Origin of the sequence: Coprococcus sp. LG101-27 (assembly GCF_027695515.1) — a bacterium.
GTDB lineage: Bacteria > Bacillota > Clostridia > Lachnospirales > Lachnospiraceae > Allocoprococcus > Allocoprococcus comes.
The window spans coordinates 49,186-62,494 of record NZ_JAQEUJ010000004.1; the positions used below are offsets into that span (position 1 = coordinate 49,186).

General features: G+C 43.8%; 10 protein-coding genes and 1 riboswitch. Of the genes, 1 reads left to right on the forward strand and 9 read right to left on the reverse strand.

Going from position 1 to position 13,309, the window contains the following annotated elements:
• Window positions 1-20: 20 nt before the first annotated feature.
• The 9 genes from PG766_RS05190 to PG766_RS05230 all read right to left on the reverse strand — a co-directional run bounded on the left by PG766_RS05190 (window position 21) and on the right by PG766_RS05230 (window position 11,928).
• On the reverse strand, window positions 21-2,867 hold the full coding sequence (locus PG766_RS05190; protein ID WP_118198751.1) for a hypothetical protein: 2,847 nt from the start codon (window positions 2,865-2,867) through the stop codon (window positions 21-23).
• 276 nt (window positions 2,868-3,143) lie between these two features.
• Window positions 3,144-3,338: riboswitch (cobalamin riboswitch) on the reverse strand.
• Window positions 3,339-3,633: 295 nt separating this feature from the next.
• The gene (locus PG766_RS05195; protein ID WP_117822865.1) at window positions 3,634-5,334 is read right to left on the reverse strand and encodes a [FeFe] hydrogenase, group A; all 1,701 of its coding nucleotides are present in this window, start codon (window positions 5,332-5,334) and stop codon (window positions 3,634-3,636) included.
• A gap of 12 nt (window positions 5,335-5,346) precedes the next feature.
• Complete coding sequence (locus PG766_RS05200) at window positions 5,347-7,215, reverse strand: NADH-quinone oxidoreductase subunit NuoF (RefSeq protein ID WP_008371805.1); 1,869 nt, start codon at window positions 7,213-7,215, stop codon at window positions 5,347-5,349.
• Window positions 7,205-7,690, reverse strand: a complete 486-nt coding sequence (locus PG766_RS05205) for a complex I 24 kDa subunit family protein (RefSeq protein ID WP_022220742.1) — start codon at window positions 7,688-7,690, stop codon at window positions 7,205-7,207. Before PG766_RS05205 ends, PG766_RS05200 begins: the two co-directional genes overlap by 11 nt.
• Before the next feature lie 253 nt (window positions 7,691-7,943).
• On the reverse strand, window positions 7,944-8,867 hold the full coding sequence (locus PG766_RS05210) for a LysR family transcriptional regulator (RefSeq protein ID WP_022220743.1): 924 nt from the start codon (window positions 8,865-8,867) through the stop codon (window positions 7,944-7,946).
• Between the two features lie 62 nt (window positions 8,868-8,929).
• Window positions 8,930-9,691: a precorrin-6A reductase gene (gene cobK / locus PG766_RS05215; RefSeq protein ID WP_055157959.1), complete on the reverse strand. Its 762-nt coding sequence runs from the start codon at window positions 9,689-9,691 to the stop codon at window positions 8,930-8,932.
• A complete protein-coding gene (locus PG766_RS05220) occupies window positions 9,688-10,746 on the reverse strand; it encodes a cobalt-precorrin 5A hydrolase (protein ID WP_270590562.1) in 1,059 nt (352 codons plus the stop codon). Before PG766_RS05220 ends, cobK begins: the two co-directional genes overlap by 4 nt.
• 5 nt (window positions 10,747-10,751) lie before the next feature.
• The gene (locus PG766_RS05225) at window positions 10,752-11,090 is read right to left on the reverse strand and encodes a cyclic-di-AMP receptor (RefSeq protein ID WP_008371815.1); all 339 of its coding nucleotides are present in this window, start codon (window positions 11,088-11,090) and stop codon (window positions 10,752-10,754) included.
• A 151-nt stretch (window positions 11,091-11,241) separates the two neighbouring features.
• On the reverse strand, window positions 11,242-11,928 hold the full coding sequence (locus PG766_RS05230; protein WP_270202818.1) for an ABC transporter ATP-binding protein: 687 nt from the start codon (window positions 11,926-11,928) through the stop codon (window positions 11,242-11,244).
• 218 nt (window positions 11,929-12,146) lie between these two features.
• Between PG766_RS05230 and PG766_RS05235 the strand changes: the two genes are divergently transcribed.
• On the forward strand, window positions 12,147-13,301 hold the full coding sequence (locus PG766_RS05235; RefSeq protein ID WP_055246529.1) for a double-cubane-cluster-containing anaerobic reductase: 1,155 nt from the start codon (window positions 12,147-12,149) through the stop codon (window positions 13,299-13,301).
• Window positions 13,302-13,309 lie beyond the last annotated feature (8 nt).

The window sequence follows — 13,309 nt, forward strand, 5'->3', positions numbered from 1 at the left end:
GTATATAAAAAAGAATCTGCCTAGTTTATTGCAGAAGAATCTGCACTGTCTGTCTGCGCGAAAATCGCCTCGTAAACCTTGCTCCATTCTTCTTTCGCATCATCCTTTTTCTCATCTGCTGACCGGTCAACGATCATCGGAATATCCAGAAGAACAAATTTTTCTGCCAGCTCTTCGTATCTCTTCTGCTGATCTTCTACCGACATTTTCTTCTCATTCTTTTCATCCGGAAGAATTTTATTGGAAAGAATTGCAAGATCACACTTACTCTTCATCAGTTTTTTATTTTCCGGTTTCTTATAGGTTCCTGCATAAATGATCTTCTTAGCTTTCATTGCTTTTGCAATGCCTTCTACCTTACAGTTCTTCTGTTTTACCCCTACTGATGTAATCTGGTCTGTTGCATTCAGCTTATCCAGGATTTCCAGTACTTCCTCTGAACCTACATATACAGACTTCTTTGGCTTCTGGATCACGATCATTTCTTTATCCAGACCTGCAGGAATTTCTGCGTCTTCCGGAACGATCAGATAACGGACAATCTTTGCTTTGTAAAGCGCAAGCTGTTCTTCCTGTGCCGGTGTCAGTCCGGAATCTGTATCTTCTTTTGTATCCTTTGTCTTGATTTCTTTTGTATCCTCATCTTTTCCCTGATCGATTTCTAAAAGAGTGATTCCCTGATCATAATGATAGATCTTGAAGTACTCTGCATGCTCTACCTTTGTCTCAGACTGATAAGAAAGTCCCATGATTTCCGGCGCTTTCTCATCCAGTGTATCTGCACTTAAATTGGTCTCCCCACTTACTGTAGTTCCGTCTGCTTTTGCTGCAGCACTTAGGTAAATGAAAATCGAATAGCTGATTTCATGCGCTGTTGACATCTTGGTTGTCATACCGATGATCGTATTGTTCTTGTTCAGTTCTACCGGAATGACAAATGTAGACGTACTTCCGGTTGCTGTCGGATAATAGGTATTTCCATTCGCCTTTACATAGCCATAAGAACCACTGCTAAATACAATGGTAGCATATGCCTGACCGCCTGTCACGGTAATCTTGGTACAACTGATGCTGACCTTTCCGGTTCCACCTGACCAGGAAAATTTATCCGGTGTATAGACACCGTCTGCAAGTGTTGTTGCACTGTTTACACGGGCAGTTCCACCATTTAAATCTGCCTCGTATTTGGATTCTTTGTCCGGGGTCTGGTTTGTGCCTGTGCCTCCGGAAGTGGTGCCGGTTCCAAAGTTGGTGTTCTGGCTGGTGTTATTTCCCTGGTTGGTGTTGCCATTATTTCCAGTAGTTCCATTTGTGGAATTGCTATTATTCAGATTCTTCATGCCTGCTGAGGCGAATGTCAAGGTACGGTCATACCATATTTGCTTTTTATGAGAAAATGCTGCCACTGAAATTCCTGTGTCTAATAAAGAAACCGGAATCGTATAGGTATACATACCATTTTTGTCCACAACATAAGGAATCCACTTGGACTTATCTGCAAGTGCTGCTTCTGCACTTGTTCCTACATACAGATAATCATATCCTGTACCACTGAGTGTAATTTTTGCAGTCATCTCTCCATTTTTTGATGTTAAGATGCAATCCGTAACTTTAAACATGGATGAACTTGAAGTTACGTTTACTTTATAAGAGCCATCACTTACCTGAACATATTTGGTCATTCCTTCTGTCTTGAATGTTAATGTACGATCAAACCATTTACCACCTTTTTTCCCATGTGCTGCAATCTGAATCCCAGTATTCATGCTTTCCACCGGCACTGTAAATACACATTTTCCTTCTACAATTTCTTTAGGCGCAATTAACTGATCTTTTGAAGCTTTTTCAGCATCCTTAGCGGTTCCCACGTATAAATAATCATATCCTGTTCCACTAAGTGTAATATCTGCCTGCATCTTGCCACCAACAGATGTCAGCACGCAATTTACTACACGAAACATTCCACTCGCTGAAGCTGCATCAACATCTACTACATACTTTCCAGTATCCAGTACGTTCTTGTCCTCATTTCCCGGTTTCTGGTTTTCGCCACTTCCGGTTCCCGGTTTGTTCTCTCCTGAATTGCCTCCCTGTTCAGGATTTTCTGTGTCGTCTTTTTTATTTTCTGCTGACGATGAGATATGAAGCGTGTAATCTCCGTCTGCTTTCCTACTCTCCCAGCCGTTCTCTTGGCTATGTGGTACAAAGGCAACATCCGTTCCATCTGCTGACAGTGGAAGTTCAAATGAAAATAAATACCCGTTGCCTGTTCCTGTTCCAACTATCGCCTTTTCTTCTTTCCGTTCAACTGTATCAGCTTTACTTCCAATATAAATTTTATTGTAAGTTGTATTCTCTGTTTCTATCGAAACTTTCAGGTGATCATTTTCTTTTACAACAGAAGACGATCCAACCTTAAACATTGCAAAATCACTGGTAACATTTTTCGCTTCCTGCGTACTCACTTCTCCAGCATTTTGCGCAGTTTCTTCTGTCTTAACATCCTGCCTCTCAGAAATCTTCTCTTCGCTCTTTCCGTCTTCGCCCGCTTCTTTCTTCTCTGCCTCAGTTACATTCCCTGTTTCCGCATTTTCTTCTGCTTTCGGCTCTTCCTGACTCTTCTGATTCTCGTCCGTTCCCTGTCCGGCAGTCGTTTCTTCTTCCTGTCCAGTCACTTCTTCAGCCGGCTGATCTGCAGCGTCTGCCGCACCGTTTTTTCCGTCCTCCACTTCTACGGTCTGCTGACCTGATTCTGTATTTTCTACTCCTGCCACTGCACTGTCCTCAGCGTAAGCATAAGAAACCGGTGTAACCGACATTGCAACTGCCATAAAAAGTGCAAGAAAATGTTTGGAATTTCTCTTCATAATCTAACTCTTCCTCCTGATGTCCTGATCTTCTGTCGCTTGACAACTCGATGATGTACATTCGCCAAATTCAGATCCTTGTGCAAACACAAATCTGCACCTGGCTCATCGTATGCAAAAAAAATCTGCTTCCTTTTTCCTGAAAGCAGATTTCACCTACACCCTCTGCCACCGGAACTCTTCTCCGTATATATGGCAGCACAAAAATCCTGCTTTCATACTCTGTATGAAGCAAGATATCATTTCTTTGTGTATGTAAACGCGCTTTCATCGGAAGCAATTTACTCTCTTTCAGCAGGTCTCCTGGCTTATGGATCCTAACAAAGCTGCACCTTCTCACATTTTTATGCAATGGCATGCCGCCGCTTTACTCCTCATTTACAGTGACCGGATCGCTCAGGACTTTCACCTGATTCCCTTTTAAGCCGACCAGAAATTCTTCTGCCTAGCACTGAAAAAGTTTCTTTATTTATTCTTACTCACTATAACAGATATGTTTCTTCTTGACAAGAGCCATCTTTCCTGGTTTATTTCCCTATTTTTTCCAAACTCTCCATTAAAAATCCCGGAAGTTTTTGTTTCAAAATCGGCACCTTAATGCCTATATGTTTATCATAATTTCATGACCTACTTCATTTATATATAGAAAGCGAAGGGGATCGAAATGAGAAAAAAGTGCCAGTGAATGTATGGAAATGCTCTGAAATAAGACAATGCAGCCGCCAGATCGACGACTGCATTGTCTTATACTCTTTTTCGTACAATTTTATTTTTTCGCTGCCTCAAAATTACGATGAAGTAATTCGTGGGTCTTTCCTTTCAGAAGTTCATCATATAATGACAGGATCAGCGGATTCTCATTCGACTTCTTAATCTGCGTATTGATATCGGTATCATACAGGCCTTTGCTTCTGGCTATCCTGCTTCTCGGACCTGCCGGGACTGGCTGTCCGCCACCCATGATACATCCGCGCCTGCATGCCATAACCTCAACAAAGTCGTAATGTACCTCGCCCTTCTGGATCTTCTTCATCAGCGCATCTGCATTTCCAAGTCCACTGACAACAGCTGCATGGATAGTACGTCCGTTGTAATCAAACTCTACTTCTTTCAGTCCTTCTTCTCCACGAACTCCACTGAATTTGATCTTATCCATTTCCACACGGTTATGTCCTTCACGAAGGCGCCTGAGTACGGCTTCTGTCACACCACCGGTTACTCCGAAGATCACACCTGCACCAGATCCGATACCAAACGGCATATCGGATGCTTCGATCTCCAGATTTTCAAAGCGGATACCGGATTTCCGGATCATTGTAATCAGCTCTGTTGTAGTCAGTACATAATCAATATCCTGCTTTCCATTCGTGGAAGATTCCGGTCTTAAAATCTCTTCTTTCTTTGCAGTACACGGCATGATCGATACAGAAACGATTCTCTTTCCACCATTCTTTTCCGGATCCTTATAGTATTCACGGATCACAGCACCAAACATCTGCTGCGGTGAACGGCAGGTTGACAGATTTTTTGCCAGATCCGGATAACGGTTCTCACAGAATTTTACCCATGCCGGACAGCAGGATGTAAATAATGGGAGATTTTCTCCGGATGCGAGTCGTTCAAGAAGCTCTTCAGATTCCTCGATCACCGTAAGGTCTGCACCATAAGAAGTATCATAAACTTCATCAAATCCAAGGCGGTGCAACACATTGACGAGTTTTCCCATCACATTTTCCCCTCTTGGAAGGCCGAACTGATCGCCGACTGCGACCCGGACTGCCGGTGCGATCTGTGCGATCACCTTTGTATTCTTATCTGCAAGAAGATCCCAGATCACTTCGATATTGGTATTGATACTGATCGCACCTGTAGGACAGACAACCCTGCACTGTCCACAGTTTACGCAGTCTGTCTCTGCAATCTTTTTGTTAAATGCCGGTGTTACCAGAGCCTTTGTTCCCCGGTATGCAAAATCAATCGCATTAACAGACTGTACATTGTCGCACATACGGACACAGTCACCACAGAGAATACATTTATTCGGGTCACGCACGATTGACGGTGAACTGAAATCCAGTGGATACTGTTCTTTTGTATTTTCAAATCGGACGGTTGTGACGCCCATACGGTGTGCCAGCGCCTGAAGCTGACATTCTCCACTCTTGATACAGGTTGTACAGTCTCTGCAATGTGCAGCAAGTAAAAGCTCCAGAATCATCTTACGATATTTCATAAGACGCGGAGTATTCGTGTAAATGACCATCCCATCTCTTGGCGGTTCTGAACAGGATGCAAACGTCTTTCCTCTCTCATCTTCTACGGTACACAAACGACAGGCTCCATACACAGACAGTTCTGAATGGTAGCAGAGTGTCGGTATATCTATATCTGCATTACGGATGACAGAAAGTACATTCGGCTCATCTGTAAACTCTACCTTCCTTCCATCTATTGTCATATATCCCATGACTCATTCCTCCTATTTCTCGATATGAATTGCTTTAAACGGACACTGTTCCATGCAGGCTCCGCACTTGATACATTTCTCCTGATTGATATGATAAGGAGATTTCAACACGCCTTCAATTGCACCTGCCGGACAGTTTCTTGCACACTTCGAGCAGCCCTTGCATATCTCCGGATCGATCTGGAATTTACGCAGATTTGAACAGACACCTGTCCGGCAGCGTTTCTCGTTGATATGTTCCAGATATTCCTCTTCAAATGCATTCATGGTACTGATAACCGGTTTCGGTGCGCTCTTTCCAAGTCCGCAAAGCGCCGTACTCTCAATCATATCTGCCAGTTCACGAAGCTCGTCCATATCGGATGGTTTTCCGTTTCCTGCTACAATACGCTCCAGGATTTCAAGCATTCTCTTTGTACCTTCACGGCAAGGAACACATTTTCCACAGCTTTCTCTCTGTGTAAAACTCATGAAGAATCTGGCAACCTCTACCATACAGGTATCCTCGTCCATGATAACCAGACCGCCCGAACCGATCATTGCCCCGATCTTCGCCAGTGAATCAAAGTCCATCTTACTGTCCAGCTGATCCTCGGTCAGACATCCACCGGACGGACCACCGATCTGTACTGCTTTGAATTTCTTGTCATTCTGGATTCCACCGCCGATGTCATAAATAACTTCGCGCAATGTAATTCCCATTGGTACTTCGATCAGTCCTGTATTTCTTACATTACCAGTCAGTGCAAATGCTTTCGTTCCGGGACTCTCTGGTGTACCGATTCCTTTGAACCAGTCTGCACCATTTGTTACGATCATCGGAACATTGGCATAGGTTTCTACGTTATTAAGAACAGTTGGTCTTGCCCATAATCCCTGCTCTACTGTACGTGGCGGTTTTACTCTCGGCATTCCACGTTTTCCTTCAATGGATGCCGTCAGTGCGCTGCCTTCTCCACAGACGAATGCACCTGCACCACGGTTGATATGTAAATGGAAACTGAAATTGGTTCCAAGAATGTTGTCTCCTAAAAGTCCGATTGCCTCTGCCTGGCTGATCGCTGTCTTCAGTCTTTCAATCGCAAGCGGATATTCTGCACGTACATAGATATAGCCTTCCTGTGCCTGTACTGCATATGCTGCGATCATCATGCCCTCGATCATACGGTGCGGATCACCTTCCATGATACTTCGGTCCATAAATGCACCCGGATCACCTTCATCACCATTGCAGACCACATAGCGGATCTTTTCTTTCTGGGAAGCAACCTGCTGCCACTTTCTGCCGGTGCGGAATCCGGCACCTCCACGTCCACGCAGATTCGAATCATAGATTGTCTGGATCACTGCTTCCGGTGTCATCTCAAAGAGTGCCTTTTCGATTCCGGCATAAGCACCGACTGCAAGTGCACCCCCAATATGCTCTGCGTCGATATGTCCGCAATTCTTCAGTACCAGTCTGGTCTGCTTTGCGTAGAACGGAATCTCTTCCTGTGACGGATAGGTCACTCCATCCATCTTGTAGAGAAGTCGCTCTACCGGTCTGCCACCCAGGATTGTTTCGTTATAAATCTCTTCGCAGTCTTCCAGTTTTACTTTAATATATAAATAATTATATGGTTCAATTCTTACCAGAGGTCCCATCTCGCAGAAGCCATGACATCCACTCTTCATAACCTTTGTATGTGCGATTTCTTCCCCGATCTTTACTTCTACCCCTGTATGATCTTTTGTCAGTTCTTTTAACTTTTCATAAATCTTGCCTGATCCACTTGCCAGACATCCGGTTCCCCCGCAAACCAGTACTCTGCAGTCAGCCGATTGTTTTTTCTGACATTCAATACGATATTCCTTCAGTTCCGTTCTGTTTTCAATTTTCATTTTCTTCACCTCTCAGTTCTTCAAGAAGTTTGATTACCTTCTCCGGTGACATCTTCGGATGTACTTCATCATTAACTGTGATCGCAGGTGCAAGTCCACAGGCTCCAAGACAGGATACAGTCTCTACTGTAAAAAGCATATCGTCTGATGTATGCTTGTGCTCATTTAACCCCAGCTCTTTATACAGCGCTTCCAGGATAGGAATGGATTTACGCACATGACAGGCTGTTCCGTCACAGACCTTGATCACATACTTTCCTTTCGGTTCAAATGAAAAATTCTCATAAAAGCTTGCCACACTGTACGCTTTTGCCTCTGTAATCCCGATCTGTTTTGCTACATAGGTAAGCAGTTCCGGTGGAAGATAACGGTATTCCTCCTGAATATCCTGAATGATCGGTATCAATGAGCGTTCCTCCCTTGTATGCATGGCAATGATCTCATCCGTTTTCTGATAATAAGATGCATCTAACATTCCATTTCCTCCTTCGTCATATTGTACATTTCCTTCTTATTATTCTATTATTTTTATGACATTATAACATATATCTATAGTTTTCGTTTATACGTTTCATATATGATAGCTATATATTTTCCAATATATAATAATACAAGAATCAAAAGTATTAGTATTTATGAATAGACGGATAAATGTGTACCCAGCTCATCAAATACACAAAAAGAGCAGAATGGATATATCTTGGTCCGATATATCATTCTGCTCTCATTTACATCATTTCACGGATTGTTTCTTTTAAATGCCCAATAAATTCTCTTTCGTACAATTTTTTCTGATAACCCTTTTTGTAGATCAGCACATCCCGGATCATCTGTCTGGAAAATCCGGCATGCTTCTGCACCAGATTGTAGTTTTTCCTTAATTTTTCCGGTACTGGCGATACCCACATATAACTGTTTTTTACTTCCCGCAAAATATCAAACTGGCTTCCCCTTTCAAAAATATAAATTTTATTATGTGGATGAAGCGACTCTCCATTCTCACTCAGCTCAGTGTATTCTCCGGTCGGAAGTTTCCAGTCCCCATGCAGGATTTCCACACCATCTTCCAGTTCTTCTCTTGTCTTTAACTCCCTCTTTGCAAGATCTCCATCCGCAGAAGTTAAGATCACATACGGAAGCTCTGCCAGAAGTTCTGCATCCAGCCCTTTCAGATCAAGAAGCGACTGAAAATAAGGTTCATTCTCGCACAGATACCGGATGATTCCCATGGAATACCCGTTCTGCAACACATTTTCAATGGCATGCATAGAACTGCTTTCCTGAAATTCTGCTTTGATCGCCGTTTCCTTGCTCTGCATTCCGATAAACTCTGCAAATGCACTGGAAATGTAACTTGCCCTCGGAACAGTAATCTTAAATGAGAGATTTTCTTTCCCCAGATCACTGCAGTCCCTTTTCATTTCCTCTATTTCGTAAATGATCCTTTTGGCATACTCCAGAAATTTCTGTCCTTCTCTTGTCGCCTTAACTCCCTTTGACGACCGCTCAAAGATAGAAATTCCAAATTCCCGCTCCAGATGCTTGATCGCTTTACTAAGATTTGGCTGCGCCACATAAAGTTCCTTCGCCGCCTTTGAGATTGATCCACTCTTATCGATTTCAACTACATAATGCAAATCTGTCAGATTCATCTTCCCCATCTGCCTTTCTGATCTCTGACTTTATCTCCCCATAACTATTTTCTGAACTTTTATTACAGATTCTTTTCCAGCCATTTACAGACTTCTGAAAATGTTCTCCCTGTTTCTTTTGGTCTTCCTACCGCAACAAGAACTGCCCCTGTTTCCTTTGCTGCCTGTACCTTTTCTCCAAAGCCTCCGGCTTTTCCCGATTCTTTGGTCACAAAATATTTTGCGCCTGTCTGATGGATCGTAGCCACGTTCATCTCCTTTGAAAATGGTCCCTGCATTGCAATGAGATGCTTTCCTTCAAAGCCAAGCGCGACCGACTCCATAACCGCCTGCTCCGTAGAGAGGACTCGCGCAAAGCAGCGCTCTTTATACTCCGTAAGCTTTGTATATTTTATCAGTTCCTTGCTACCGGTGGTAATCAGAATCTTTCCTTCTGTATTTTGCAGATATTCCACCGCATCTTCAACCGACTGCGCCCAGATCACCCGATCCGCTTCATCCGGCATTGCTTCCATCTCCTCCCGCAGGCAACGCAGATACTGCACACCGGAGATTTCGCAGGCCCCCCTTATCTCCCCAGTCACAAGCTGTGCAAATGGATGGGTTGCATCGATCACCAGATCGATCTGCTTTTCCTTTATCATCTCTGCCATCTGCTTCTGATCCATACGTCCAAAAAAGACTTCCGCATTCTCATGTTCTCCGGTACATTCTTTTCCATATTCAGTTGCGGCACTGACATAAACTTTTACATTTCTTCCATCCAGAAATTCCGTAATCCGCCTTCCCTCTGTTGTCCCTGAAAATATTAAAATCCGCTTCATATTCTGATCCTTACCTTCTTTTCTGCCACTGCTATTGTCACCCGGTTCATGCACTGCTTCGGCATCAGAAGCCTGCCATCCTCTCCGGCTGCAAGGATCGCCGCCCGCTCACAGACATTGTCCACACCCGTGACCTTCCTGACAAACTCCGAATGGGAGCTGACACATTTAACCTTTCCCAACTCTTCTGCTGAAAACGTGTAAAATGGAAGCTTCCACTTTGCCGCATAAGAAAGTAATCCCTCCTCTTCTTTTTTCAGATCAATACTGTCGATCTCAATGACTTCCTTTTCTGTAAATCCAAGGATCTTTTTTGCCTCATTGACCGCGCTTTGGATTTCTTCTTCGGAAATCCCTTTGCGACATCCGATTCCCAGCACCAAGTTCTTCGGCTGAAGATCCAGAATCGTCTCTTCTTCCCGCCTTTCACCACTTCTTCCTGCAATCCGGATTCCATATGGATAGTTTCTGAGAAACTCTTCTGTTTCACATAGCTTTAATTCCTCCAGAAACTTTCCTTCTACTGGAAATACACTGTAAAGTCCAATCTTATTCCCATCCAGAACCACAGCTGAGATCTCCTTTGCTTTTTTCCGGTCTGTCAGTACCAGACCATTGCTTTTTGCAAATACATCTACTGCAAACTTTTGTTCTACATCCGTTGCTGTAGTAAGTACTGCCTGCGCATTTATTTTCTCCGCAATTTCCTTTGCAAGCTCTACAGCTCCGCCCACATGTCCCGACAGGAGCGGAATCACATAGCTTCCTTTTTCATCCATCACCAGAACCGGCGAATCGGTAAATTTGTCCTTCACGTGAGGGGCGATCATCCGCACTGCGATTCCTGCCGCCCCGATAAAAAACAAAGCCTTCTCTCCCCAGAGGCTGCCTATCCAGCTTTTCTTATCTTCCGGAAAAGCATGAAATCCGTATAATCTGCAAAACCGTGTCAAAGTATACACTTTGACACGGTATCCGCTTTGTATGAAATTCTCTCTGACTTTACAGGCCATCTGACAACCTGCATCTGTAAAACTCAAGATTACAATTTCCATAAACTTTAGTATTTCTCCATCTGCTCCACGTTCAGTACAAAAATCGTACTTCCACCTACCTGCACATTGATCGGAACGGACGGTGCTGCGCTCATGCTGCTCTGTCCTGAGATCAATGCCGGGTTTGCATAAGTGATCGTCTTTCTTTCGCCAGAATTCTTCTTGATGATCTTCAGTGCCTCTGCTACCTTCTCATCATCCACTACAACCATGATCGTGGTACTCTTTTTCTTCAGAAATCCACCAGTTGTAGCCAGCTTTGTTACCATGTATCCGGCAATATTCAGTTCCTCTATCGTCTCCAGTTCATCATCCTTATGCAGGATCGCCATAATCATCTTCATACAAAAAACCTCCTGTCTTATCTGGCTTTTGATGCCAGATTCCTTTTTCTTTTATTTTACCGCATTTACCTGGAAAGGTAAACGAAAATGTTGCATTTTAAAAGATTTTAAAAGATTAGTTGAAATCCAAAACGAACTTTAACTTTGTGCATTACCTATTACAATAATCTTCTTCAATCCTGCCATCCAGTATCCGGATCACCCGGTGTGCCTGACTGGCAATCTCTTCATCATGTGTGATGATAATAACCGTTCTGCCTGACCTGTGCAGTTCTTTCAGGATTTCCATGATCTCCTGTGTTGATTTTGTATCCAGATTGCCGGTCGGTTCATCGGCAAGAATGATCGGCGGTTTTGCGGCAACCGCTCTTGCCACCGCAACTCTCTGCTGCTGTCCTCCGGACATTTCATTCGGCTTATGCTTCATCCGGTCTTCCAGGCCGACACTTTTCAGGGCTTCCATCGCAAGTTGCTTTCTCTCATTTTTTGACACCCCGCGGTATACCAGCGGAAGCTCTACGTTTCCAACTGCATCCAGATTACTGATCAGGTTGAATCCCTGGAAAATGAAACCGATCTCTTTATTCCGCACATCTGCAAGCTGATTATCTGTCATACTCGCCACATCCTGCCCGTCCAGAACATACTTGCCTGAAGTCGGTGTATCCAGACAGCCGAGCATATTCATCAGCGTTGATTTTCCCGAGCCCGAATGTCCCACAATCGCAACCAGGTCTCCTTTTTCGATATCCAGATCGATCCCGTCAAGTGCACGGACTTCATTCTCACCCGGATTGTAGATTTTCTTCATATTTTCTATATGAATCAATGCCCCCATAAATGTTCTCCTTTTCTTTTCGCTCTACTTTACGTTCCTGTTTTCAATATACCTTATTTTGAATCCAATCACAATGCTATCCTCCTGGCATCATGAATTCTTAAGAATTTCTATTGAAAACATCTTTAAATTTCCTTCTTTATAAAAAATATCAATTATACATCTCGTTTAAAAACACTTATGATAAAACTATCATTTATAAAAAAGGAGATCTGAAAATGACCAATTTAAAATTACCGGAAGATTTTGAAACCTATCCGGAAGCAAGAAAGAATGCTTTTCTGAAAATGAAAGAGCTGAAGGAGTCCGGGCGCAGAATTGTCGGAGTTTTCTGTACCTACACCCCATGGGAACTGATTGAAGCTGCAGACGCAGCTGCAGTTGTACTTTGCGGGATCGGAGATGACAATATCCCGATCGCAGAGACCAGACTGCCACAGAACCTTTGTCCTCTGATCAAGGCAAGCTACGGTGCCGCCCTCGCTGACCGCTGTCCATTCTTCTATTTTTCGGACATGGTACTCGCAGAGACAACCTGCGATGGAAAAAAGAAAATGTATGAACTGATGTCCGAGCTTAAGCACTGCCATATTATGCAGCTTCCGCCAGGAAAAACAGGCCGCGGTGCGCTGGAATTCTGGAAACAGGAGGTAATCAGCGTCAAAGAAGATCTGGAGGATTTCTATCACATAAGGATCACAGATGAGCAGATCCGCAAAGCAATCCATCTTCGCAACCGGGAACGCAAGGCCGTCCTTGACTTCTTTGAGATTGGACGCTTAAAACCGACTCCGATTACCGGTTATGAGATCAACACGGTTATTTCCTCGAACGAATTCACGGTTGATCTGGAAGAAAAAATCAAATACCTGGAACACCGTACCGCTGAGCTTAAAGAGCTTTATGAAAAGGAATATAAAGGCAAACCATCCCGTCCGAGAGTTCTCATTACCGGATGTCCGACCACCGGCGTGATCGACAAAATTGTACGCCAGATTGAAGAACTCGGAGCAGATGTTGTCGGCTTTGAGAACTGTTGCGGTCCACGTGAGAAAAAAGATCCGATTGATGAGACAAAGGATCCAATCACTGCAATCGCCGAAAAATATCTTCGTGTAAACTGTTCGGTCATGAGTCCGAACCCGGGACGTCTCGAGGCGCTTGATGCCCAGATTGATGAATATCAGGTAGATGGTGTCGTTGAGGTCCTTCTGCAGGCATGTCATACCTTTGCCATTGAGTCCGATGCGATCCGCACCTTTGTCACCAAAGAAAAAGGACTTCCGTATATTGCAATCAATACAGACTATTCTTCTGGTGACCAGGCACAGATCAATACAAGACTCGGGGCATTTATCGAAATGCTCGGTTAAAAGAAAAT

Bases quoted from the DNA above. Each gene is read 5' to 3' on its own strand.
- PG766_RS05190 (WP_118198751.1), bottom strand. From the start codon at position 2,867: ATGAAGAGAAATTCCAAACATTTTCTTGCACTTTTTATGGCAGTTGCA.
- PG766_RS05195 (WP_117822865.1), bottom strand. From the start codon at position 5,334: ATGGGATATATGACAATAGATGGAAGGAAGGTAGAGTTTACAGATGAG.
- PG766_RS05200 (WP_008371805.1), bottom strand. From the start codon at position 7,215: ATGAAAATTGAAAACAGAACGGAACTGAAGGAATATCGTATTGAATGT.
- PG766_RS05205 (WP_022220742.1), bottom strand. From the start codon at position 7,690: ATGTTAGATGCATCTTATTATCAGAAAACGGATGAGATCATTGCCATG.
- PG766_RS05210 (WP_022220743.1), bottom strand. From the start codon at position 8,867: ATGAATCTGACAGATTTGCATTATGTAGTTGAAATCGATAAGAGTGGA.
- cobK (WP_055157959.1), bottom strand. From the start codon at position 9,691: ATGAAGCGGATTTTAATATTTTCAGGGACAACAGAGGGAAGGCGGATT.
- PG766_RS05220 (WP_270590562.1), bottom strand. From the start codon at position 10,746: ATGGAAATTGTAATCTTGAGTTTTACAGATGCAGGTTGTCAGATGGCC.
- PG766_RS05225 (WP_008371815.1), bottom strand. From the start codon at position 11,090: ATGAAGATGATTATGGCGATCCTGCATAAGGATGATGAACTGGAGACG.
- PG766_RS05230 (WP_270202818.1), bottom strand. From the start codon at position 11,928: ATGGGGGCATTGATTCATATAGAAAATATGAAGAAAATCTACAATCCG.
- PG766_RS05235 (WP_055246529.1), top strand. From the start codon at position 12,147: ATGACCAATTTAAAATTACCGGAAGATTTTGAAACCTATCCGGAAGCA.